The 22,103-nt window shown below is 60.5% G+C and carries 19 protein-coding genes; 4 read left to right on the top strand and 15 right to left on the bottom strand.

What is annotated here, in order from left to right:
- From ACP7AL_RS18495 to ACP7AL_RS18480, 4 genes are all read right to left on the bottom strand, one after another.
- Positions 1 to 912, bottom strand: coding sequence for a carbohydrate ABC transporter permease (locus ACP7AL_RS18495; RefSeq protein ID WP_024573898.1), 912 nt, complete (start codon positions 910 to 912; stop codon positions 1 to 3).
- A 90-nt stretch (positions 913 to 1,002) separates the two neighbouring features.
- Positions 1,003 to 1,959 carry a carbohydrate ABC transporter permease gene (locus ACP7AL_RS18490; protein ID WP_006019745.1) on the bottom strand — a complete coding sequence of 319 codons (957 nt, stop codon included), beginning with the start codon at positions 1,957 to 1,959 and terminating at the stop codon, positions 1,003 to 1,005.
- Positions 1,960 to 2,079: 120 nt separating this feature from the next.
- Complete coding sequence (locus ACP7AL_RS18485; RefSeq protein WP_425993408.1) at positions 2,080 to 3,405, bottom strand: ABC transporter substrate-binding protein; 1,326 nt, start codon at positions 3,403 to 3,405, stop codon at positions 2,080 to 2,082.
- 76 nt (positions 3,406 to 3,481) lie between these two features.
- Positions 3,482 to 4,549 (bottom strand): ABC transporter ATP-binding protein, encoded by a 1,068-nt coding sequence (locus ACP7AL_RS18480; RefSeq protein WP_425993407.1) that lies wholly within the window; start codon positions 4,547 to 4,549, stop codon positions 3,482 to 3,484.
- 206 nt (positions 4,550 to 4,755) lie between these two features.
- On the opposite strand from ACP7AL_RS18480, the gene ACP7AL_RS18475 reads away from it, so the two are divergent.
- The 3 genes from ACP7AL_RS18475 (at position 4,756) to ACP7AL_RS18465 (ending at position 8,335) form a co-directional block, all read left to right on the top strand.
- Complete coding sequence (locus ACP7AL_RS18475; RefSeq protein WP_425993406.1) at positions 4,756 to 6,633, top strand: IlvD/Edd family dehydratase; 1,878 nt, start codon at positions 4,756 to 4,758, stop codon at positions 6,631 to 6,633.
- 15 nt (positions 6,634 to 6,648) lie between these two features.
- Positions 6,649 to 7,383 (top strand): SDR family oxidoreductase, encoded by a 735-nt coding sequence (locus tag ACP7AL_RS18470; protein ID WP_425993405.1) that lies wholly within the window; start codon positions 6,649 to 6,651, stop codon positions 7,381 to 7,383.
- Between the two features lie 205 nt (positions 7,384 to 7,588).
- Entirely contained in the window at positions 7,589 to 8,335 is a 747-nt protein-coding gene (locus ACP7AL_RS18465) for an SDR family NAD(P)-dependent oxidoreductase (protein ID WP_425993404.1), read from the top strand.
- A gap of 68 nt (positions 8,336 to 8,403) precedes the next feature.
- Here ACP7AL_RS18465 and ACP7AL_RS18460 read toward each other — a convergent pair whose 3' ends face one another.
- The 11 genes from ACP7AL_RS18460 to ACP7AL_RS18410 all read right to left on the bottom strand — a co-directional run bounded on the left by ACP7AL_RS18460 (position 8,404) and on the right by ACP7AL_RS18410 (position 21,805).
- The gene (locus tag ACP7AL_RS18460) at positions 8,404 to 9,720 is read right to left on the bottom strand and encodes an MFS family transporter (RefSeq protein ID WP_024920602.1); all 1,317 of its coding nucleotides are present in this window, start codon (positions 9,718 to 9,720) and stop codon (positions 8,404 to 8,406) included.
- Between the two features lie 46 nt (positions 9,721 to 9,766).
- Complete coding sequence (locus ACP7AL_RS18455; protein WP_425993403.1) at positions 9,767 to 11,479, bottom strand: IlvD/Edd family dehydratase; 1,713 nt, start codon at positions 11,477 to 11,479, stop codon at positions 9,767 to 9,769.
- 65 nt (positions 11,480 to 11,544) lie between these two features.
- Entirely contained in the window at positions 11,545 to 12,510 is a 966-nt protein-coding gene (locus tag ACP7AL_RS18450) for a Bug family tripartite tricarboxylate transporter substrate binding protein (RefSeq protein WP_425993402.1), read from the bottom strand.
- Positions 12,507 to 13,487: a fatty acid desaturase family protein gene (locus ACP7AL_RS18445; RefSeq protein ID WP_425993401.1), complete on the bottom strand. Its 981-nt coding sequence runs from the start codon at positions 13,485 to 13,487 to the stop codon at positions 12,507 to 12,509. Before ACP7AL_RS18445 ends, ACP7AL_RS18450 begins: the two co-directional genes overlap by 4 nt.
- A gap of 24 nt (positions 13,488 to 13,511) precedes the next feature.
- Positions 13,512 to 15,035 (bottom strand): UxaA family hydrolase, encoded by a 1,524-nt coding sequence (locus tag ACP7AL_RS18440; protein ID WP_425993400.1) that lies wholly within the window; start codon positions 15,033 to 15,035, stop codon positions 13,512 to 13,514.
- Between the two features lie 155 nt (positions 15,036 to 15,190).
- On the bottom strand, positions 15,191 to 15,967 hold the full coding sequence (locus ACP7AL_RS18435) for an HpcH/HpaI aldolase family protein (protein WP_425993399.1): 777 nt from the start codon (positions 15,965 to 15,967) through the stop codon (positions 15,191 to 15,193).
- A gap of 92 nt (positions 15,968 to 16,059) precedes the next feature.
- On the bottom strand, positions 16,060 to 17,145 hold the full coding sequence (locus tag ACP7AL_RS18430) for a malate/lactate/ureidoglycolate dehydrogenase (RefSeq protein WP_425993398.1): 1,086 nt from the start codon (positions 17,143 to 17,145) through the stop codon (positions 16,060 to 16,062).
- The gene (locus tag ACP7AL_RS18425; protein WP_425993397.1) at positions 17,146 to 17,874 is read right to left on the bottom strand and encodes an ABC transporter ATP-binding protein; all 729 of its coding nucleotides are present in this window, start codon (positions 17,872 to 17,874) and stop codon (positions 17,146 to 17,148) included.
- Positions 17,875 to 17,877: 3 nt separating this feature from the next.
- The gene (locus ACP7AL_RS18420; protein ID WP_425993396.1) at positions 17,878 to 19,656 is read right to left on the bottom strand and encodes an ABC transporter permease subunit; all 1,779 of its coding nucleotides are present in this window, start codon (positions 19,654 to 19,656) and stop codon (positions 17,878 to 17,880) included.
- A complete protein-coding gene (locus ACP7AL_RS18415; protein ID WP_425993395.1) occupies positions 19,653 to 20,528 on the bottom strand; it encodes a branched-chain amino acid ABC transporter permease in 876 nt (291 codons plus the stop codon). Before ACP7AL_RS18415 ends, ACP7AL_RS18420 begins: the two co-directional genes overlap by 4 nt.
- A gap of 131 nt (positions 20,529 to 20,659) precedes the next feature.
- On the bottom strand, positions 20,660 to 21,805 hold the full coding sequence (locus ACP7AL_RS18410) for an ABC transporter substrate-binding protein (protein ID WP_425993394.1): 1,146 nt from the start codon (positions 21,803 to 21,805) through the stop codon (positions 20,660 to 20,662).
- Between ACP7AL_RS18410 and ACP7AL_RS18405 the strand changes: the two genes are divergently transcribed.
- Positions 21,699 to 22,103, top strand: coding sequence for a hypothetical protein (locus ACP7AL_RS18405; RefSeq protein ID WP_425993611.1), 405 nt, complete (start codon positions 21,699 to 21,701; stop codon positions 22,101 to 22,103). The genes ACP7AL_RS18410 and ACP7AL_RS18405 overlap by 107 nt on opposite strands.

Raw genomic sequence — 22,103 nt, 5'->3', positions numbered from 1 at the left:
CTATTCCTTGACCGCGCCGGTCATGGCGGACACGTAGTGCTCCACGAAGAACGCGTAGAGAATGACCAGCGGCAGTGAGCCGACCAGCGCGCCTGCCATCAACGATCCCCATTTATAGATATCGCCGTCGACGAATTCGTTGACGATGGCGACGGGGACCGTCTTGTTCTGTGTCGAGGACAGAAAAGTCAGCGCGTAGATGAACTCGTTCCAGCAGAGCGTGAACGAGAAGATGAAAGCCGAGATCAGCCCGGGCACCGCAAGCGGCAGCACGATCTTGGTCAGGATTTGCCAGCGGCTGGCGCCGTCGATCAGAGCACATTCTTCGAGTTCGTACGGAATGGTCTTGAAATAGCCCATCAGCAGCCAGGTTGAAAATGGGATCAGCAGTGTCGGATACACCAGGATCAGCGACAGAGGGGAATCGAACAGTCCGTAGGAATGGATTACCGAGGCCAGCGGAATGAACAGGATCGACGGCGGAATGAGATAGGCCAGGAAAATCGAGGCGCTGACGACATTGGCGCCCTTGAAGCGGAGGCGGACGATGGCGTAGGCCGCCAGCACACTCGCGACAATCGAGATAAACGTTGCCGCAGCGGCGACATACATCGTGTTCCACAGCCAGCGCGGATATTGGGTTTCGAACAGCAGCTTCTGGATATGCTTCAAGGTCGGCTTCACAACCCAGAACGGGTTGTAAGTCTCCATATCGATCAACTGTTCATCGGGTTTGATCGACGTCAACGCCATCCAGTAAAACGGAAACAGCAGGATGACGACCATGATGAACAGCGGAATGTAGAGCGTCACGATCTTGCTGGGCAGCGTCTCGAGATAGCTCATGCCCTCGCTGTTGTCGGTCGACGACTGCGCTGTCGCGGCTGGCGGATGTGCTGCGTGATCGGTCATTGTCAGATCCTTGCTGCCATTTGCGCCATGCGCGCGCGGGGCTTCCCCCGTTCGCGCAAAACCAAAGACTTCAGCGGGGGCGCGACGTCATCAGTCATTGTCGGACCCCTGCTGCCATTTGCGCCGCTGCATGCCGAACCACGAGATGGTAATGGCCGCGAGCAGGAACGGAATCATTGCGGTTGCGATCGCAGCACCCTCGCCGAGCCGGCCGCTGAGAATGCCGCGCTGATAACTCAACGTCGCCATCAGATGCGTCGCGTTGACCGGGCCGCCGCGCGTCAGCGCCCAGATCAACTGAAAATCGGTGAAGGTGAACAGCACCGAGAATGTCATGACAACTGCGATGATCGGCGTCAGCAGCGGATAGGTGATGTAGCGGAAACGCTGCCAGTTGGTCGCGCCGTCGAGAGTCGCGGCCTCATAGAGCGATGGCGACACCGTCTGCAAACCTGCGAGAAGCGTAATGGCGACGAACGGCACGCCGCGCCAGATATTGGCGATGATGACGCTCACCCGCGCCCAGGTGGAGTCGCCCAGAAAATTGATGTTCTGATGGATCAAGCCCATCTTGGTGAGCGACCAGGAAATGATCGAGAATTGCGAGTCGTAGATCCACCAGAATGCGATCGCGGACAAAACTGTGGGCACGATGAACGGAATCAGAACGGCAGCGCGGATCAGCGCCTTGAACGGCATACTGCGGTTGAGCAGCAGCGCAAGATAAAGTCCGAGTGCGAATTTGATGGCGCTGGCGACGATCGTGTAAACGAGGGTGTTGAACACCGACAGCCAGAAGACGCCGTCTTCCCACAACCATTCATAGTTCTCGATACCGATGAACTGTCCGGCGCGGCCGATGCGAACATCGGTAAAACTCATCCAGACGCCAAGGCCGAGGGGATAAGCCAGAAACAGGATCAGGAAGCCGGCCGCAGGCAACATGAACCAGAGTGCGATCCAGTTGCGGTTCGTCACAAGACGCTGCCAGGCGGATTGCGAGCTGACATACGGCTTGGCAGAGACGGTTGCTGGAATCGTGGTCATGGTTCCGAACCCTTGTCGCGCATTTCGCAAAAGTGGAAACCAGATTTGCGGAGAGAATACGCGCAGATGGTTGATCGATAAAGCGCCGGCGCGGAAGTTCCGCGCCGGCGATGTCAATTATCAGCGATAAAGCCGCTTGGCCTGACGTTCGGCGAAGGCAATCGAGCCCTTCGCATCTTCACGACCGGTGCAGTAGTTCGCGAACATGTCGACGACGAGGAAGTCCGCGATCGCCGCTGCGGCGTTCTCTCCGAGCGTACCGAGACCACCCGGCGTCAGGGTGCGCTTGGCGACGTCGCGATACACCGTGTTCTTCGGATCCGACGTCCAGACCGGATTGTTGTCGTAGCCGTTGAGGAATGGCGACAGATAGCCGGACGCAGACGTCAGCCACGGATTGAACTGGTCGGCCTCCATCATGAACGCGGTCAGCGCCTTGCACGCCTGCGGGAACTTCGTGAAGCTGAAGGTCAGCATCGTGAAAGGCAGATGCAGTTCGGTCGGCTTTCCGGCCGGGCCGATCGGCATGTAAGCATGATTCATGTCTTCGGCGATGTTCTTCGCCTCGCGCTTGGCGGTGACATAAACCGAGATGCCGTTGCAGGTCGCGTGCAACTGGCCGGCAAGGAACGCCTTGTTGTTCGACGAGTCGTTCCACGACGCGGTGCCGGGAATGAATTCGCCGTAGAGCGCCTTGACGTATTCCAGCGCCTTCATCGTCTCAGGCGAGTTGATGATGACCTTGTCGTTCTTGTCGACGAGATAACCGCCATGGGTCCACAGCGCCCAGTGCAGCCAGGTGTTGGCATCGCCCGAGGCGTGGCCGAGCGCCATGCCTGCCGGTGTGCCGTTCTTGTTGAGAGCCTTGCACAGTTCGAGAAAGCCCGCCGTGTCCTTCGGGAATTCCTTGAAGCCGGCCTTCTCCATCGAGCTAATGCGATAGTTCATCAGCGCACCGGTGCAGGCGACCGGAATGCCGATCCACTTGCCGTTCTTGTCCTTCCCGTAGGCATTGGCCGAGTCGGCCCAGCCGCCGTACTTCTTGCCGAGATAGTCGGCAACGTCGCTCACGTCGACGCACTTCGTCGGCAACAGATGCGGCAGCGAATACAGGCCCCAGACCATATCAAGGCCCTGCCCGGTGTTGGCCGCGACCGACGCCTTCGGCTGAATGTCGTCATACGATTCGTTGGAGACGTTGACCTCGACACCGGTGGCCTTGGTGAAGGCCGCAATGATGTCCATGAAGGCCTTGTCTTCGGCTTCCACGAAACGCTTCCAGCGCAGCAGGTTGATCTTGGCGCCGGCCTCGGGCTTCCACTGCGTGGTCTGCGCCCAGGCCTTTGCGAAGCCAAGAAGCTGATCGGCTGAAACCGTCGCCGCGCCGGCGAGCACCGATGCGCCACCTTTCAGAAGCGCACGGCGATTTGGCATAAATTTATCCATTCCTTCATCTCCCTGTTGTACCGGCTCTTCGGTGTCGTGGCCGGCTGTTGGCTATGATTTTAGTAAAGCGCGATTGTTAGTTGATCAGACGCTTTCCGGTTTCCTTGTCGAAGACATGGGCCGCAGCAGGATTCGGCCGCAGCCTCACCTTGTCGCCCGGCTTCACCGGGCGGCGATCGCGGATGACGGCGATCAGATCCTGCTGGCCGATGCGTGCCACGATCTGGGTTTCCGATCCGGTCGGCTCGACCACGATGACGTCGGCTTCGATTCCGTCATCGGCGAATTCGAGATGCTCGGGACGAATGCCGTAAGTCACCGGCTTGCCGTCGAGACCAGCGCGCGAAGCCACCAGCGGAAGCTTTGCGCCGTTCGCGGTCTCGACATGCGGCGTATTACTGCCGACCAGCTTGCCGTCGAGGAAATTCATTGCCGGTGAGCCGATGAACCCTGCGACGAACTTGTTGTCCGGATGATCATAAAGCTCGAGCGGCGAACCCATCTGCTCGACAATGCCGTCGTGCATGACGACGATCTTGTCGGCCATTGTCATAGCCTCGATCTGGTCGTGCGTGACGTAGACCGTGGTCGTCTTGAGCCGCTGATGCAGTTCCTTGATCTCGGTGCGCATGGCCACGCGCAACTTGGCATCCAGATTGGACAGCGGCTCGTCGAACAAAAATACCTGGGGATCGCGCACAATGGCCCGGCCCATGGCGACGCGCTGGCGCTGACCGCCGGACAACTGCCTCGGATAGCGGTCGAGCAGCGGCGTAAGTGCGAGAATATCGGCGGCGCGGTGCACCAGCTTGTCGATCTCACCCTGCGGCGCGTCGCGTAGCTTGAGCGAGAAGCCCATGTTCTTGGCGACTGTCATGTGCGGATAGAGCGCATAGTTCTGGAACACCATGGCGATGTCCCGCTCCTTGGGTTGCACGTCGTTGACCACGCGGTCGCCGATCGAGATTGTTCCCGAGGTGATGTTTTCCAGACCCGCCAGCATCCGCAGCAAGGTCGACTTGCCGCAGCCGGAGGGACCAACCAGAACGACAAATTGTCCGTCCTCGATCGGAACCGTCACGCCGTGCAGGACTTCAAATCCGCCAAACGATTTTCGCACGTCGTGAATATGCACAGACGCCATAAACTCTCCTCCCTGTGGTCCCGGCGTCGTCCGGCGGTAGCCGTCGCTGCTCTGTTTTTTCTGAACTTCGATGCTCGGAAGTTTCCCGAACGTATTTTCTGCGGTTTATCCGTTCTTGCTATTAGACGGAGGTCTTAGCAGAGATTTTCGGCTTTGTCCCAAAGATCGGATGTTTGAGCCGCGAGCGTTGCAGATGCCGCTTCGACATGCAAACATTACCAACGCCGACGCAAGCATGTGTGCAGTGCGGGAGAAATCTTGTGAAAAAAAACGACGATAACGCCGCAACAAAACACGGCGGAAAGCGCAAACTCCGGTCCCAGCTCTGGTTCGATAATCCTGATAATCCGGGAATGACGGCCCTTTATCTTGAGCGGTATCTGAATTACGGGCTGACGCGGCACGAACTGCAATCCGGCAAGCCCATTATCGGCATAGCCCAGACCGGCAACGATCTGTCGCCCTGCAACCGCCATCATATCGAGCTCGCACAGCGCGTGCGCGAGGGCATCCGCGAGGCCGGCGGCATTGCGATGGAGTTTCCAACCCACCCCATTCAGGAAACAGGCAAGCGGCCGACGGCGGCGCTGGACCGCAACCTTGCCTATCTCGGCCTTGTCGAAATCCTGTTCGGCTATCCGCTGGACGGCGTGGTGCTGACCACGGGCTGCGACAAGACTACACCCGCCTGCATGATGGCGGCGGCGACCGTCAACATTCCTGCTATCGTGCTGTCGGGCGGGCCGATGCTGAACGGCTGGTTCAATGGCGAGCGAACCGGTTCCGGGACCGTGGTCTGGAAATCGCGCGAGGAAATGGCCGCCGGCAAGATCGACTATGACGAGTTCATGGAGATCGTGGCGTCGTCCGCGCCATCGGTCGGCCATTGCAACACCATGGGTACCGCCTCGACCATGAATTCGCTGGCTGAAGCGCTCGGATTTTCGCTCCCGGGCTGCGCTGCGATTCCGGCGCCCTACCGCGAACGCGGCCAGATTGCGTACGAGACCGGCAAGCGCGCCGTCGAGATGGTGTGGGAGGACCTCAAGCCCTCCGACTTCCTGACCCGGAAAGCATTCGAGAACTGCATCGTGGTCAACTCGGCAATCGGCGGCTCAACTAACGCCCCGATTCATATCAATGCGCTGGCCCGTCACATCGGCGTTGATCTCACCATCGAGGACTGGCAGACCATCGGCCACGATGTGCCGCTGCTGGTCAACATGCAGCCCGCCGGCTTCTACCTCGGCGAGGAGTATCACCGCGCCGGCGGCGTCCCCTCCGTGGTGCGCGAACTGATCAAGCACAAGCGCATCCACGAGGATGCGCTCACTGTCAACGGCAAGACCATCGGCGAGAACTGCAAGGCGGCGCCCGCACCGGACAGTGACGTGATCCGCACCTACGACAAGCCATTGGTGAAAGATGCCGGCTTTATCGTCCTGCGCGGCAACCTGTTCGATTCGGCGATCATGAAGACCAGCGTGATTTCGAAGGAATTCCGCGACCGCTATCTGTCCAACCCGAAAGACCCCGAAGCCTTCGAAGGCCGCGCCATCGTCTTCGAGGGACCGGAAGACTATCATCACCGTATCGACGATGAATCCCTGAACATCGACGAACACTGCATGCTGTTCGTGCGCGGCGTCGGGCCGATCGGTTATCCCGGCGGAGCGGAGGTCGTGAACATGCAGCCGCCCGCGGCACTGATCAAGAAGGGCATTACGTCGCTGCCCTGCATCGGCGACGGGCGACAGTCCGGCACGTCGGGCTCGCCCTCGATCCTCAACGCCTCCCCGGAAGCAGCTGCCAATGGCGGACTTGCGATTCTCCGAACCGGCGACCGGGTGCGCATCGACCTCAACAAGGGCGAAGCGAATATCCTGATCTCGGACGCCGAGGTGAAGCAGCGCCACGCGGACCTGTTGGCCAAGGGCGGTTTCCCCTACCCGAAGAACCAGACGCCGTGGCAGGAGCTTTATCGCGACACGGTCGGTCAGCAGGCCACTGGCGCCTGTCTTGAACTGGCAACCCGCTATCGCAACATCGCCGGCACCGTCGGCGTGGCGCGCGACAATCACTAACGTCGGGGCTTTGATATGTCTGATCGACTGAAGGGCAAGCGCGCGTTCATCACCGCGGGCGCAGCCGGCATCGGCCGCGCCTGCGCCCTCGCCTTCACAAAGGAAGGCGCGACGGTGATTGCGACCGACATCGATGACAAGGGGCTGGCCGCGCTCGCCAGGGATGGCGTGGCCGAAACGCACAAACTCGATGTGCGCGATACCGCGGCGGTCGAAGCGATGGCGAATAAGGTCGGCAGGATCGATGTTCTGCTCAATGCCGCCGGATTCGTCCACAACGGCACCGTGCTGGATTGCGCCGACAGCGACTGGGATTTTTCGTTCGACCTCAATGTCAAATCAATGCACCGGACGATTCGCGCCTTCCTTCCGCTGATGCTTGAAGGCGGCGGCGGCTCGATCGTGAATGTCGCCTCCGCCGCTGGCGTATTCAAGGCCGCGCCCAACCGCTACGTTTACAGCGCGACGAAAGCTGCTGTGGCGGCTCTCACCCGCGCCGTCGCAGTCGATTTCATCACCAAGGGCATCCGATGCAACAGCATTTGCCCGGGCACCATCGAAACGCCATCGATGCTCGGACGTGCCGCCGCGCTTGGAGCCGGCGGGCGCGAAATGTTCGTCAGCCGCCAGCCAATGGGCCGCCTCGGCACCGCGGACGAAATCGCGTCGCTCGCGGTCTACCTTGCCAGCGATGAAAGCGCCTTTACCACGGGCGTCGCGCACATCATTGACGGCGGCTGGACGCTGTGATTTGGACGCTCCACCAAAAGCGAAATAGAGTGAGTTATTCACCTCTCCCATGGGGAGAGGTCGGATTGCGAAGCAATCCGGGTGAGGGCGTAGAATCTCCCAATAGATTTAGTGCCCCTCACCCCACCCCTCTCCCCACCGGGGAGAGGGAGCAGTCCGCAGTTGTCGCAGCATTATCCTCATAAGAAACCTCGGGAGAGCCACCGTGAACAAGATCGATCTCAACGGACGGTTCGCCGTCGTCACCGGCGGCGCGCAAGGTTTCGGCCGCGCCATCACCGAACGCTTTGTGGCCTCGGGTGCCAAGGTTGCGATCTGGGATTTCGACCAGGCGCTGGCGGACAAAACCGCGAAAGAGATCGGCTCCGCAGTCACCGTTCTGAAGATCGACGTTACCGATCCGGCGGCCGTGGAGGCCGCGCGCGACGCAACGCTGAAGGCGTTCGGCCGCATCGACATTCTGGTCAACAATGCGGGTATCGCGGGCGTGAACAAGACCGTCGCCGATCTCTCCTACGACGAGTGGCGTCAGGTGATGAAGATCAACCTCGACGGCCCCTTCATCTGCTGCAAGGCCATCGTGCCCGTGATGATGAAGCAGAACTACGGGCGGATCGTGAACATTGCCTCCATCGCAGGCAAGGAAGGCAACCCGAACGCGTCGCACTACTCGGCCTCCAAGGCCGGCGTGATCGCACTGACAAAATCGCTCGGAAAGGAACTGGCTGGCACCGACATCGCAGTGAATGCCGTGACTCCCGCTGCCGCGAAGACAGCGATTTTCGATCAGATGACGCAGCAGCATATCGACTTCATGCTGTCGAAAATTCCGCGCGGACGCTTCCTGAAGGTGGAAGAGCTGGCATCGCTTGTGGCGTGGATGGCATCCGAGGAATGTCTCTACACCACCGGTGCCGTGTTCGATATTTCCGGTGGCCGCGCGACCTATTGAGGATGTCCGTCATCCTGAGGTGCGAGCGCTTGCGAGCCTCGAAGGATGACGGCACGCTGTGTCCTGACCTAATCCGGATCGGACTCATGCCCATGTAGATAGCCCTTGACCTTGGGGTCAGGCATCAGGATCGCCGCGAGCAACGCAAGGGCGCACATCACTGTGACGTACCAGAAGAAGTCCGATTCGATTCCGTGATCCTTGAACCACAACGCGACATATTCCGCGGTGCCGCCAAATCCCGCATTGGCAATGGCATAGGCAAAACCGACGCTGAGCGCCCTCACCTCCGGCGGAAACATCTCGGCCTTCACCACGCCGCTGATTGATGTGTAGAGCGACACGATCGCCAGCGCGATGACGATCAGCAGATAGGCCATGTAGGGACTCTTTACGCTGCCGATCGCATGCATCAGCGGAACGACAGTCAGGACCGTCAGCACACCGAACAGCCGCATCTGCGTGCGCCGCCCGATCCGGTCCGACAACGCGCCGAATGGCGGTTGCATGATCATGTAAGTGAACAGCACCGCGCTCATCACAATGTTCACGGTGCGATGGTCCATGTGCGCGGTGTTCACCAGATACTTCTGCATGTAGGTCGTGAACGTATAGAAGATCAGCGACCCGCCCGCCGTGTAGCCGAGCACCAGCAGAAACGGCTTCATGTGATGCGTAAAGATATTGCGCAGGGTTCCTGCGCCCTCCTGCGAGCGGCTCTTTTCGGACGATGTTTCGTGCAGCGACATTCGCAGATAAAGTGCAACGATCGCACAGAGCGCACCGATCAGGAATGGAATACGCCAGCCCCAGGCCCGCAGTTCCGCGTCCGTCAGTGAAAGCTGGACGATCAGCACGACCAGCGAGGCGAGCAACTGCCCGCCGATCAGCGTGACGTACTGGAACGATGCGTAGAAACCGCGCTTGCCGGGCAGCGAAACCTCGCTCATGTAGGTCGCGGTGGTGCCATATTCACCGCCGACCGAAAGCCCCTGCACCATGCGCGCAAGCAGCAGCAAGATCGGCGCTGCAACACCAATGGTGTCGTGGGTCGGCAGCAGGCCGATGGCCAGCGAGCCGCCGCACATCATCAAAATGGAGGTGACCATCGAGGTCTTGCGGCCGTATTTGTCGGCGATCCTGCCGAAAATATATCCGCCGATCGGCCGCATCAGGAAGCCGATGGCAAACACCGCCGCCGTTTGCAGCAATTGCGTGGTCTGGTTGCCCGCGGGAAAAAACGCGTGAGCGAAATAAAGCGCCGTGAACGCGTAGGCGTAAAAATCGTACCACTCCACAAGATTGCCAGATGAGCTTCCGACGATGGCCCATATCCGGCGGCGGCGGTCGGCGTACTGTTCCGCCGTCATTGTCATGGTGCTCATCGCTCTCTCCCCTTGTGAAAACGGTTCAAACGAAACGGTGCGCTGTTCAGACCTCGCCGGGACCCTCCCGCCGCATGAAATCAAAATCGCAGCCCTCGTCGGCCTGCGTGATCGTCTCATGGAACAAATGCGCATAGCCACGAGACGCCCAGTCCGGCGTTGACGGCTTCGGCAAGGCTTTCTGGCGCATGGTCAATTCGACCTCGTCCACCAGAAGATCGATGCGCCGCTTCGCGACATCGAGCCGGATCATGTCACCGGTCTGCACCAGCGCCAGCGGGCCGCCGGCGGCAGATTCCGGCGTGATGTGCAACACAATGGTTCCGAATGCCGTGCCGCTCATGCGGGCATCCGAAATGCGCACCATGTCCTTGACCCCCGTGCGCAAGATTTTTTGCGGAATCGGCAGATAGCCGGCCTCCGGCATGCCCGGCGCGCCCTTCGGCCCGGCATTGCGCAACACCAGCACGTCATCGGCTTTGACGTCCAGCTCTGGATCGTCAACGCGGAGCGTCATGTCCTCGACCGACTCGAACACCACCGCACGTCCGGTGTGCTGAAGCAGCGAAGGCGTCGCCGCCGACTGCTTGATGACCGCACCGCGTGGCGCGAGATTGCCGTGCAGGACCGCCATCGCGCCTTCGCGGTTGATCGGATTGTCGCGCGGACGGATAGCGTCCTGCCCGGGCACTTCCTCCGCATTGGCGACGACATCGCGCAGCGTACCGCCGGCGATGGTCTTCGCATCTAGATCGATCAGGTCGCCAAGTTGCTTCATCAGCTTCGGCACACCGCCCGCATGATGGAAATGCTCCATGTAATGAGCACCAGACGGCTTCAGATCGATCAGCACCGGCACCTCGCGGCCGAGCTGATCGAACGCGGCGAGATCGATGCGATGCGGCGTGCGATTGGCTATCGCCGTCAGATGAATCAGCCCGTTGGTCGAACCGCCGATCGCCTGCAACACCACCTGCGCATTGCGAAACGCGGCAGGCGTCAGCAATTCACTGGGACGAGGTCCGCCGGTAACTGCCATTTCAGCGGCGCGCTTGCCGCTCAATTCGGCCGAGCGTATCCGCTCGGAATGTGGCGCAGGAATCGTCGCGCTCATCGGCAACGACAGGCCCAGCGTCTCGGTGATGCAGGCCATGGTGCTGGCGGTGCCCATGACCATGCATGTTCCCACCGATGGCGCGAGGCGGCCGTTGACGGCCTCAATTTCGGCCGGATCGATTTCGCCCGCGCGGAATTTTCCCCACATGCGGCGGCAGTCGGTGCATGCGCCCAGCACCTCGCCCTTGTGATGACCCACCACCATCGGCCCCACCGGGATGACGACCGTCGGCAGGTCGGCGCTCACCGCGGCCATGATTTGCGCCGGCAGCGTCTTGTCGCAACCGCCGATGACAACGATCGCGTCCATCGGCTGCGCGCGGATCATCTCTTCCGTGTCCATCGCCATCAGGTTGCGCAGGTACATCGAGGTTGGATAGGAAAAACTTTCGGCGATCGAAATGGTCGGAAACACCATCGGCATCGCGCCGGCCAGCATGACGCCGCGCTTCACGGCCTCGATGATCTGGGGGACGTTGCCGTGGCAGGGATTGTAATCGCTGTAGGTGTTGGTGATACCGACAATCGGGCGCTCCAGCGCATCGTCGGAATAGCCCATCGCCTTGATGAAGGCCTTGCGCAGGAACAGCGAAAATCCCGGATCGCCGTAGCTGGTCAGCCCTTTCTTGAGACCCTTTGTCATTCTGCCTTTCCGTCCTTATGCGATGGGCACTTAAGAACATTTCGGGATGGATGGCAAAGGCAGTGTCATTCGACCTTGAGGTCTGCGTCCTTGGCGACCTTGCGCCATTTCGCGGTTTCGGATGCGATAAATTTAGTAAACTCCGCAGGCGGCTGCCCGCCCGGCTCCGCCGCCAGATCCTTGAGGCGGTCGGCGATCAGCGGCTGTTTCAGGACATCGACGATGGCCGCGTAAAGCTTGTCGCGAATGGCAATTGGCGTCCCCTTCGGCAACAAGACGCCGTACCAGGTCGTGATCTCATAACCCTTGAGCCCCGCTTCATCGAGCGTCGGAAGCTCCGGGAAGTAAGGAGAACGCGCAAGCGTGCTAACCGCCAGCGCGCGGACCGTGCCGCTCTGGATATGTGGCCGTGCCGATCCGCTGGTCTCGATCGCCATCTGGATCTGGCCGGCGATCAAATCGGTCATCATCGGCGCGCCGCCCTTATAGGGAACATGCACGATGTCGATGCCGAGGCTCGCGCGAAACATCTCGCCGGACATGTGCTCGGTGCTGCCAAGTCCCGCCGAGCCGAAATTCACCTTGCCGGGATTCGCCTTGATCCAGGCAATCAGTTCACCGACGGTTTTCGCTGGCACCGAGGGATTGACGATCAGGATGTTCGGCACCTTCGCAGCAATCGTAACCGGCTCAAGATCCTTCTCGAAGTCATACGGTAATGCTTTGTAAAGGCTCGGCGCGATCGTATGCGCGATGGTCGAGAAGAACACCGTGTAGCCGTCGGGCGGCGATTTCGCGACGATGCCGGCTGCGAGCGTGCCTCCCGCGCCGGCCTTGTTCTCCACCACGACGGACTGGCCAAGCTTTTCTGTCAGCCCTTGCGCGATCGGCCGCGCGACCAGATCGGCTGTACCACCCGCCGCGAACGGAACCACCAGCGTAATCGGCCGCGTCGGCCATTCCTGCGCCTCCGCGAGCGTGGCGGCAAACAGCGATGCGACGAGAGCGATTGTGATCCGTGCGGCGGTCATGCTGCGGAAGCAGGCCGCGCGCGCGACGTCGCAAGGCGCAGGACGTCGAGATAGCCAGGAGCGACGTCAACCCGCTGGATCAGGCCCTTCTCGGTCAGCAAGCGGTGCGCTTCCTCCAGCCGGTAGCACGGCAGATACATGAACAGATGGTGCTCGGCGTGATAGTTCACCCAATAAGGTGCGATCAGTGCGCGCTCGATGATGTTTGCATGGGTTGTGCGCGCATGGCTGAACGGATCGGGACCGGTCGAAGTGCAGGCATGCTCGGCGATGTTGCGCACCCGCGTCACCAGCGGAAACCACGTCGCCATCGCAACGATCCAGATGCCGAAGAACCAAATGCCTGCGCCGGCAAGCCAGAACAGGCCGAACAGCAGCGCGTTGACGGCGAGAAACCGCTGCATGGCGATCCGGCCGCTGGTCAGGAAGTTCTCAGTCTCCTCATCGCGCATCGCGTCCGTCAGCACCAGATCACGCCGCGCGAACAGCGCCTTGAACGATGGCCTGCGCTGCTTGATGAAGGTTTGCCCTGTGAGATCGCGGAACGCCTTCCGATAGAAGCTGTCCTTCGAGATCGGAAACGGCGCGGAAAGCCCGAGGTCGGGATCTTCCGGCTGCTGCGTGAACCGATGATGCTTGAGATGGTAAGTGCGATAGCCTGCCAGCGTCGCGCCGACCGGCACGGCACAAATCCAGTTTCCGACGAACTCGTTGATCTTCTGGTTTGTGTGCAGCCCGCCATGTGCGGCCTCGTGCATCAGGATCGCCAGCCCAAGCTGCCGCGTGCCGACGATCATCACGGCGAGCAGCCAGGTGAACGGGTTCGGCCAGATAGTCACGAGGACGACGGCAGCGGCGATGGTGCCCCAGCAATGCACGACCAGCCACATGCCGCGCCATGAATCGCGCGCGGTCAGCCGCGCCCATTCCTCGGCAGAGAAGATCGTCTTTGGGTCAATGCGTTCAACGGCCGGCATGTCCAGAATCCCCGCGGTCGATGGCTACATCGTAGCGCCTAATACCCACGGCGCAAATTCCGCAGCGCCGAAATCGAACGCTTCGCTCTTGGTCTGTTCTCCGGAGGCCACCCGCAGGATCAGCTCGAAAATACGCTGGCCGCATTGCTGCACGGTTTCGTCGCCGTCCAGAATGGTTCCGCAGTTCACATCCATGTCCTCTTCCATGCGGCAGAACATCGGCGTGTTGGTCGCGAGCTTGATCGACGGCGATGGTTTGCAGCCGAACACGCTGCCGCGCCCCGTCGTGAAACACACCAGATTGGCACCGCCCGCGACCTGCCCGGTGGCCGCCACCGGATCGAAGCCCGGCGTGTCCATAAAGGTGAAGCCCTTCTTGGTGACCGGCTCGGCATAGCCAACCACATCGACAAGGTTGGTGCTGCCGGCCTTGGCCATCGCGCCAAGCGATTTCTCCAGGATCGTCGTGAGGCCGCCCGCCTTGTTGCCGGGGCTGGGATTGGAATCCATCTCCGCGCCGTTGCGCTGGGTGTAGTCCTCCCACCACCGCATCAGAGCGACGAGTTTCTCACCCACTTCCGGGCTCACCGCACGGCGCGTCAGAAGATGTTCCGCACCATAGGTCTCGGGTGTTTCGGACAGGATCACCGAGCCACCGTGGCGCACCAGCAGATCGCTTGCGGCGCCGAGCGCCGGATTGGCCGACACGCCGGAGTAGCCGTCCGAACCGCCACATTGAAGTGCGACGATCAACTCGCTCGCCGGGCACGGTTCGCGCTTGATGTTGTTGGATTCCGCAAGAACTTCGCGCACAAATGCGACAGCCTTCTCGACCGTCTTGCGCGATCCACCAACATCCTGGATGTCCAGCGACCGCAGACGGCCCGTCAGCCGCTGCTCTTCGAGAAAGCCGCCGATCTGATTCATCTCGCAGCCGAGACCGAGAATGATCACATGCGAGAAATTCACATGGCGTGCATAACCGCCGAGCGTTCGCCGTAGAACCGTCAGCGGCTCAAGCTGCGTCATGCCGCAGCCAGTCTTGTGGGTCAGCGCGACCACGCCATCCACATTGGGATAATCGGCGAGCGGATCGTGACCGGTGAACGGATTTTTCTTGAACACGTCGGCCACAAGGCCGGCGACATGTGCGCTGCAATTCACCGAAGTGAGAATGCCAATGTAATTGCGCGTCGCTACGCGCCCGTCCGGACGGCGAATGCCCTGAAATGTTGCAGGCAGATCGAAGTTTGGCGTCGGCTTGACGTCGACACCGTAAGCATAGTCCTTGGAAAACTCCCCCATGCCGATGTTCTGCACGTGGACATGCTGCCCCGGCGCGATCGGAACGGTGGCGAAGCCGATGATCTGGCCGTAGCGCTTTACTGGCTCTCCGACCGCAATCGTCTTCACCGCAACCTTGTGACCTGCGGGAATGCGTTCCATCGCAGCAACACCCTGCGCAATCTCGGCGCCCGGCAGCAGCGCCGTCCGCGCGATCACCACGCTGTCATCGGAATGCAGGCGGATCACGGGTGTCGGGGCCATGGCTGTTATCCTTGTTTGGCTCTGGCTTTCGGTTCACTTCGCGCGAATCTCGTCTCGTCATTGCGAGCGAAGCGAAGCAATCCACTCTTTAAAGAGACTGGATTGCTTCGTCGCAAGAGCTCCTCGCAATGACGGCGTACCCATGCCTGCGCTCGTTACGCCTTGCCGCCCGAATTTTTCCGCGTCTCGGCGATGTGACTCTTCGCGGACATGGCCAGCAGCCCGCTATCGTTCATGATCGTGACGAGCTTGAAGCCGCGCTCGATGGCGAGTGCCGCGCCCGCCGCACCGCTGCAATGGATTCCGGGGAAGATGCCGCGCTTGTCGCATTCCTTCACGATCCGCTCATAGATCTTGATGATCTCCGGCTCGGTACGATCCAGTGTCGGATGCAAGCCGTAGGAGAAGCCGAGATCTGACGGACCGATATAGACACCCGCTATGCCCTTCACATCAAGGATCGCTTCGAGGTTTTCGACCGCAGTCTTGGTCTCGATCATCGGAATGCAGAGCGTCTCTTCATTCGCAGTCTGCTGATAGGTGCCGGCGGAGCCATACATCATGGCGCGGATCGGACCGTTGCTACGGGTGCCGCGCGGCGGATACTTCGCATACTGCACGAAGCGCTCGGCTTCCTCTTTCGTGTTGATCATCGGACAGATAACGCCGTAAGCGCCGCCATCCAGCACCTTGCCGATAATGCCGGGCTCGTTCCACGGCACGCGCACCATCGGTGTGACCGGATGCGCCTGCATCGCCTGGAAGCACTGGATCATTGACTGATAATCCTGCACGCCATGCTGCATATCGACGGTGACGCTGTCGAAACCGCATTGCGCCATCACCTCGGCTGAAAAACCTGAGGGGATGGCAAGCCAGCCGTTGACGACCACCTTGCCCGCAGCCCAGATTTCCTTGACCTTGTTTGCCATTCGATCGTTTCCCGTTTCTGTTTTGATTGTTGTCGCTTGGTTTGGGCGCGGGTCATGCATGAGCTGCCCTCCGGCTAAACCCGATCCTCGACCTACCCGGTTGCGTTGGCAATGGCGTCTTCGCCGATTCCGAGGGACCGGGCCGTAGCCGCGATGGAATTCCAGGTCTCGTCGGTCAGCGGGACGCCATTCTTTGTGCGCTCGGCGCGCGTCGCCGCTTCCGGCTCGCCCGGAATCAGCACCGCTTCGTGGCCCTGCGCGAGCTTGCTGTCCTTGAAGTAGGCAATGTAGCGGGCGACTTCGCCGTCGAAGAAATGCGCAGGATCGACGACCTTGGGGTCGATGAAGATCGCAAGCATGCCGTTGGAGAAGCGCCGGTCTGTCTTGGTCGCCCCGTTCCCGGTCAGCGCGCCTCCTAACAGTTCGCACATCAACGCGAGACCCGAACCCTTGTGCTCGCCGAACGCGCGGATCGCGCCTGTCCCAAGGGCATGATTTCTTGGCCCTTCGGCGTCATAGGGCCCGTAAAGAACATGCGGGTCCTCGGTAAGCGCACCGCTTTCATCGACCAACGCGCCTTTCGGCAGCTTCTTGCCGCCTCGGCTCGCGACCATTACCTTGCCTTCGGCGACAATGGAGGTCGCAAAATCCAGCACCACCGGCCCCTGCCCCGGACGCGGAATGCCGACGCAATAGGGCGCGGTCGAAAGTTTGCGGCCGACGCCGCCATAAGGCGCAACGAGCACCGATCCCGCGGCGTTGACGAAGAAGATCGAGATCAATCCTTCCGCCGCCGCCATTTCGGCCCAATCGCCGACCCGGCCGAGATGTCCGGAATTTTTCAGCGTCATCACCGCGACGCCATTCGCCTTGCACTTCTCGATGCCGATCTTCACCGCCTGCGGCGTGACCGTCTGTCCATAGCCGAAGCCGCCGTCGATCACCGCCAGCGATGGCGTGTCGACGTCGATCTTGATCTTCTGGTCAGGGATGATGGAGCCGTCCTGCACCCAGGCGACATATTTTGGCACGCGGATGACGCCGTGGCTGTCATGGCCAGTGAGGTTTGCCGTCGTAAGATAAGTGGCGATGCGATCCGCCTCCGCCTTTGACGAGCCGGCGCGGGAAAAAATCTCGGAGACGAAGCCGATGAGCTTCTGGGAGTTTATAGTGACCATTTAGACAGTTGCCTTGGTATGGCCGCCTAGGTAAGCGGCTCTGATTGCTTCGTTGCTCCACAGTTCGTCGGGTTTGCCGCCCAGAGCAAGGCGGCCCGTTTCCAGCACGTAGCCGTAATCGGCGACGGACAATCCCATTCGCGCATTCTGCTCGACAAGTAAAACGGTCGTTTCCTTGCGGATTTCGGCGATGATGCGAAACACCGCCTGCACGATCACCGGCGCAAGGCCGAGCGACGGCTCATCCAGCAGCAGGAGCCGCGGCTTGGCCATCAGCCCGCGCGCGACCGCGACCATTTGCAACTGGCCGCCTGACAGCGTCCAGCCGAGTTTGTCGGAGAACGCACGAATATCCGGAAACAGATCGAACATCGCATCGGCTTCGCGCGAAAGCTGAGCCTTTGCGACCTTGCGGTTCGACGCGCCAAGCATGATGTTTTCTTTCACGGTGAGGCCGGGAAACACCCGCCGCCCCTCCGGAACGTGCGAAATACCGAGACGCACGATGGCTTCCGGTCCGAGGCCCACAATCGACTTGCCGTCGAACAGGATTTCTCCGGCCGCTGGCTTGGCGAGGCCGGATATCGCACGCAGCGTAGTGGACTTGCCCGCCCCGTTGGAGCCGAGCAGCGTCACCACCTGCCCCTGCTCCACCTTGAGCGAAACACCCCGCAGCGCTTCGATTTCGCCGTAGAGGACTATAAGGTCGTTGATCTCGAGCAGCGCCATGATTCACTCCGTCCCGAGATAAGCAGAGATGACATCGGGATGCTGCAATACCGCCAGCGACTCGCCATCGGCGATCCGCTTGCCGAAGTTGAGCACGGTGATGTGCTGCGCCGCCTCGCGTACCAGCGTCATGTCGTGATCGATAATCAGAATGGTGAGCCCCTGAGCCGCGATCCGCTTGAGCAGGTCATGCAATTCGACCTTCTCGCTCGAATTCAGGCCTGCCGCCGGTTCGTCCAGCAACAACAGTGTGGGATTTCCTGCCAGCGCGCGGGCGATTTCGATCAGGCGCTGGTGACCATAGGAGAAACTGGACACCAGCTCATTGGCACGCCCGCCGAGACCGACAAATATCAGCGCAGACATCGCGCGCTGGGTCAACGCGTCCTGACCGCCCTTGCCGATCAACGTATTGCCCGGACGCTCCGCGCCTATCACCACGTTCTCCAGCGCGCTCATCGAACGGAACAGCCGGATATTCTGGAAGGTGCGCCCCAGTCCCGCAGCGGTACGCTGGTGCGCGGGCATATCGGTGACGTCGGTACCGTCGAGCACGATCCTGCCGGCAGTCATCTTGTAGAGGCCCGACAGCATGTTGAGTGTGGTGGTCTTGCCCGAGCCATTCGGTCCGATCAGCGCATGGACGCTGCCACGGCGCACGGAAATATCCACCTTATCGACGGCCTTGAGACCCCCGAAGTGTTTGGACAGGCCCGTCACCTCAAGCACCATATCGCCGCCGGTCTTGGCCGGCGCGAGTTGTAGCGCGGGACTTGCGATATGAGGCGCGGCTTTCGCCCGCCACCTCGTGATGACGTCCTGCACGAAGCCCCAGATGCCGTCCGGCATGAAGCGCACGATGAGGATGACGAACAGCCCGTAGATCGCAAGATATAGCCCCGGGATGTTCTTCAGAAAGCGCAGCCATTCCGGAATCAGGATCAGCAAGCCCGTGCCGATCACGGCGCCGATCGGGGATCCGACACCGCCCAGCAGCGCCATGGTGAGGAAGACAATCGACTCTGCGAACGAGAACTGGTCCGGGCTGACATAGGAGAAGCCACCCGCGAACAGTCCGCCGCCGATTCCGCCAAGCAGTGCGGAGAGCGCAAACGCCGCCACCTTGGTGCGGAAGATGTCGATGCCCGCGACGCCAGCAGCAAGTTCATTGTCACGTACCGCGCGCATGGCGCGGCCGATCCGTGTGTCCGGCAGATGCCAGACGATGTAACCAATCACCGCGAGCGCCGCGACGCAGAACGCCAGAAACGACTGCTGCGACTGGAAAAGCGCCGGCCGCCCGATCTTCGAGATGCCGTCGGGCCCGCGCGTGAGCCAGATCGCATTGATCATGACCAGCGTGACAATCTGCTGGAACGAGATCGTGACCATGGCGAGGTAATGGCCGCCCAGCTTGAGCGTGCTCATGCCGAGCAGCGCTCCCGCCGCCAGCGCCAGTAGCGAACCTGCCACAAGGCAAATCCAGAAATTGATCTGGTAATCAGCCGTGCCCAATCCAACGGCATAGGCGCCCAATCCGAAGAACGCCGCCTGTGCCAGATTGATCTGTCCGCACAACCCGAGCACGACCGTCAGACCGAACACCGCGATGGCAAACGTCGCCGCCTGCATGAGAATATTGAGGACGTAACCATCGAAGTTCATGGTCGCCGCGGCGAACACGGCAAGCGCAGCGAGGAGGAAGTACGGCAGATGTCGGAGCACCAGCGGCGTCGAGCGCAGGGTTGCGGTGACAGGTATGTTCTGGCTCGGCATGCTCATGCTTTTTCCGCCACGCGTTCGCCGAAGATGCCTTGCGGACGGAAGACCAGAAACGCGATCAGCACGAGGAATGCGAACGCATCCTTGTACGGAACCGACACATAGGCGGCACCGAAGGTCTCAATGATGCCGAGTGCGACACCGCCGATGATTGCGCCCGTGACATCGCCAAAGCCCCCGATAATGGTGGCTGCGAAAGCCTTCAGCGCGATTGTCGCCCCCATCTGGATCGAGACGAACAGGATGGGCGCGACAAGGATGCCGGCCAGTCCGCCCAGGACCGCCGAATAGATGAAGGTGATCATGATCATGCTCGACACGGAGATACCGAGCAGCGACGCCATCTCCTTGTCCTGCGACGTCGCCTGTAGCTTCTTGCCGAGCATCGTGTGCTCGAAGAACCAGTAATTCAGAATCACCAGCGCGATGGTGACGGCGATAATCAGCAGATACTGGCTGTCGAGATAGACCGGCCCCAACTGGATGCCCGGCGTCTCGAACCAGCCTTCCAGCACCTGCGGCGCAGGTCCGTAGATCGCCAGCACCGAATTGGCGAGAAAGATCGACGCGCCGATGGTGGCGATGATGACCGGCAGAAAGGTGCGGTGGCGCAGCGGATAATACACCCCGAGATTGAAGATCACGCCGAACAGCGCCATGCCGCCCAGCGATATCAGGAACGACAGCCAGTAAGGCCATTGCAGGTCGACCGCGAACACAACCATCAGAAACGCCGCCACCATCGAGAACTCGCCCTGTGCGAAGTTCACGACATTGGTCGCGCGGAAGATCAGCACGAAACCGAGCGCGACGAGCGCATAGACGGAGCCGATGCCGATGCCCGTAAAGAGCAATTGAAGAATCTGATCCATGAGACACTCTACCCGGGAGACGGAGGTGAATTGCCTTGGTCTCGTCATTGCGAGCGAAGCGAAGCAATCCAGAACTACAAAAGAAGCTGGATTGCTTCGTCGCTGCGCTCCTCGCAATGACGAAGGGCGGCCTATCGCTTCGCTTCGATATGCTTCTCGAAGACGATGTTGCCCTTGTCGTTCTTCACGATGTTGTAGCCGTGAAGGCCATCCCCGTTTTCATCGAAGTTGTATTGACCTTCCGCGCCTTCGAATCCCTTGATCGCCAGGATCGCAGCGCGAACCTTCTCCGGCTCGGTGGACTTTGCAGTGTTCATCGCCTTTGCGAGCACGGTAACAGCATCATAGGTCCATGCGCTCTGATTGTCCGGCGCGAGCTTGTAGGCATCGCGGTAAGCCTTGCCGTAAGCCTTGGCTGTAGGACTTGAATCTTCCGCGTAATCCGCGACGCCGTAGGTTCCAAAGAGCGAGGCGCCCGCCAGACGTGTCGATGACACGCCGACGATCGACGGCGATCCCACCCACGGGATGTTGACGCCAAGCTGGCGCAACTGGCGCGCGAAGATGCCGAGATCGTTCTCGAACGTGAAGTAGGAGCCGAGAACATCCGCGCCGGATTGCTTGATCGCCAGCACCACCGGGGTAAAGTCCTGGCTCTGGTTGGCATAGCCTTGGTCAAGAACCGGGGTAATGCCGAGCTTGCTCAATCCTTCGGTCAGCGCCTTGCCGCCGGCCGTACCGAACGCATCGGTGGAATGGAGCACAGCCCACTTTTTCTTGCCGAGGGTGTTGGTGCCATAGTCGGCGATCACGCTGCCGGAATAACTGTCGTTCGGACGGAAGCGAAAGAGCCACTTGTTGCCCATGTGGGTCAGGTTCGGATCGGTTCCCCCGATCGCCATCGGCTTGCCGAGTTTCAGCACATCCGGCGCCATGGCATGCACCTGCGTCGAACGGATCGAACCGAGAAATGCGACGATGTCCTGCTGCGCAGCGAGCTTGGAGAATGCGAGCACAACACCCGGATTGGTGGTCTGATCATCTTCGGTGACAAGCTCGACCTGCTTGCCGAGAACGCCGCCGGCCTTGTTGACGGCCTCCAGCGCCAGTTTGGCGCCGTTCAGTGCGAACTTGCCTTGCTCTGCGGCTGATCCTGTAACGGGAAGCACCATGCCGATCTTGATGGTCGCGCCTTGCGCTCCGGCGCTTTTTATAACGGCAGGCGCCGCAAGGACGGCACCAACGCCCACGGAAAACTCACGTCTCGTCAATTTCATCGTCATCCTCCCAAATGGCCATGCTTTTTTCCGCCGGCCTTGGGCAGGATTAGAAGTCCGAAAAACGGGATTGTCTACCGCTGCGGGGAGGAATTATCCCAAACATCCGATCATTGCGCTGCAGCGCGTGCAATGGCCGAAAAGCGTCCAGTCATGGCCGGATGAGCCGATGTCACAAGACTTACAAGGAGTCCGTCATCGCGATTTTCTCGTTTTGGTGCACTGCGCCACGTTTTCCAATGAACCAAAGCGTGATATGAGCGACAAATACTTATCGCCCGCCAACGATGGTGTTTAG

The sequence above is a fragment of the Afipia sp. DC4300-2b1 genome (genome assembly GCF_049895725.1).
Classification (GTDB): Bacteria; Pseudomonadota; Alphaproteobacteria; order Rhizobiales; family Xanthobacteraceae; genus Afipia; species Afipia broomeae.
The sequence above is the reverse complement of the archived record's forward strand: the minus strand, read 5'-3'. Positions and strand labels throughout refer to the sequence as shown.

What these genes read in the sequence shown, in the direction of transcription:
- ACP7AL_RS18495 (WP_024573898.1), bottom strand. Translation starts at nt 912, where the DNA reads ATGACCGATCACGCAGCACATCCGCCAGCCGCGACAGCGCAGTCGTCG.
- ACP7AL_RS18490 (WP_006019745.1), bottom strand. Translation starts at nt 1,959, where the DNA reads ATGACCACGATTCCAGCAACCGTCTCTGCCAAGCCGTATGTCAGCTCG.
- ACP7AL_RS18485 (WP_425993408.1), bottom strand. Translation starts at nt 3,405, where the DNA reads ATGGATAAATTTATGCCAAATCGCCGTGCGCTTCTGAAAGGTGGCGCA.
- ACP7AL_RS18480 (WP_425993407.1), bottom strand. Translation starts at nt 4,549, where the DNA reads ATGGCGTCTGTGCATATTCACGACGTGCGAAAATCGTTTGGCGGATTT.
- ACP7AL_RS18475 (WP_425993406.1), top strand. Translation starts at nt 4,756, where the DNA reads ATGCAAACATTACCAACGCCGACGCAAGCATGTGTGCAGTGCGGGAGA.
- ACP7AL_RS18470 (WP_425993405.1), top strand. Translation starts at nt 6,649, where the DNA reads ATGTCTGATCGACTGAAGGGCAAGCGCGCGTTCATCACCGCGGGCGCA.
- ACP7AL_RS18460 (WP_024920602.1), bottom strand. Translation starts at nt 9,720, where the DNA reads ATGAGCACCATGACAATGACGGCGGAACAGTACGCCGACCGCCGCCGC.
- ACP7AL_RS18455 (WP_425993403.1), bottom strand. Translation starts at nt 11,479, where the DNA reads ATGACAAAGGGTCTCAAGAAAGGGCTGACCAGCTACGGCGATCCGGGA.
- ACP7AL_RS18450 (WP_425993402.1), bottom strand. Translation starts at nt 12,510, where the DNA reads ATGACCGCCGCACGGATCACAATCGCTCTCGTCGCATCGCTGTTTGCC.
- ACP7AL_RS18445 (WP_425993401.1), bottom strand. Translation starts at nt 13,487, where the DNA reads ATGCCGGCCGTTGAACGCATTGACCCAAAGACGATCTTCTCTGCCGAG.
- ACP7AL_RS18440 (WP_425993400.1), bottom strand. Translation starts at nt 15,035, where the DNA reads ATGGCCCCGACACCCGTGATCCGCCTGCATTCCGATGACAGCGTGGTG.
- ACP7AL_RS18435 (WP_425993399.1), bottom strand. Translation starts at nt 15,967, where the DNA reads ATGGCAAACAAGGTCAAGGAAATCTGGGCTGCGGGCAAGGTGGTCGTC.
- ACP7AL_RS18430 (WP_425993398.1), bottom strand. Translation starts at nt 17,145, where the DNA reads ATGGTCACTATAAACTCCCAGAAGCTCATCGGCTTCGTCTCCGAGATT.
- ACP7AL_RS18425 (WP_425993397.1), bottom strand. Translation starts at nt 17,874, where the DNA reads ATGGCGCTGCTCGAGATCAACGACCTTATAGTCCTCTACGGCGAAATC.
- ACP7AL_RS18420 (WP_425993396.1), bottom strand. Translation starts at nt 19,656, where the DNA reads ATGAGCATGCCGAGCCAGAACATACCTGTCACCGCAACCCTGCGCTCG.
- ACP7AL_RS18415 (WP_425993395.1), bottom strand. Translation starts at nt 20,528, where the DNA reads ATGGATCAGATTCTTCAATTGCTCTTTACGGGCATCGGCATCGGCTCC.
- ACP7AL_RS18405 (WP_425993611.1), top strand. Translation starts at nt 21,699, where the DNA reads ATGCCGATCTTGATGGTCGCGCCTTGCGCTCCGGCGCTTTTTATAACG.
- ACP7AL_RS18410 (WP_425993394.1), bottom strand. Translation starts at nt 21,805, where the DNA reads ATGAAATTGACGAGACGTGAGTTTTCCGTGGGCGTTGGTGCCGTCCTT.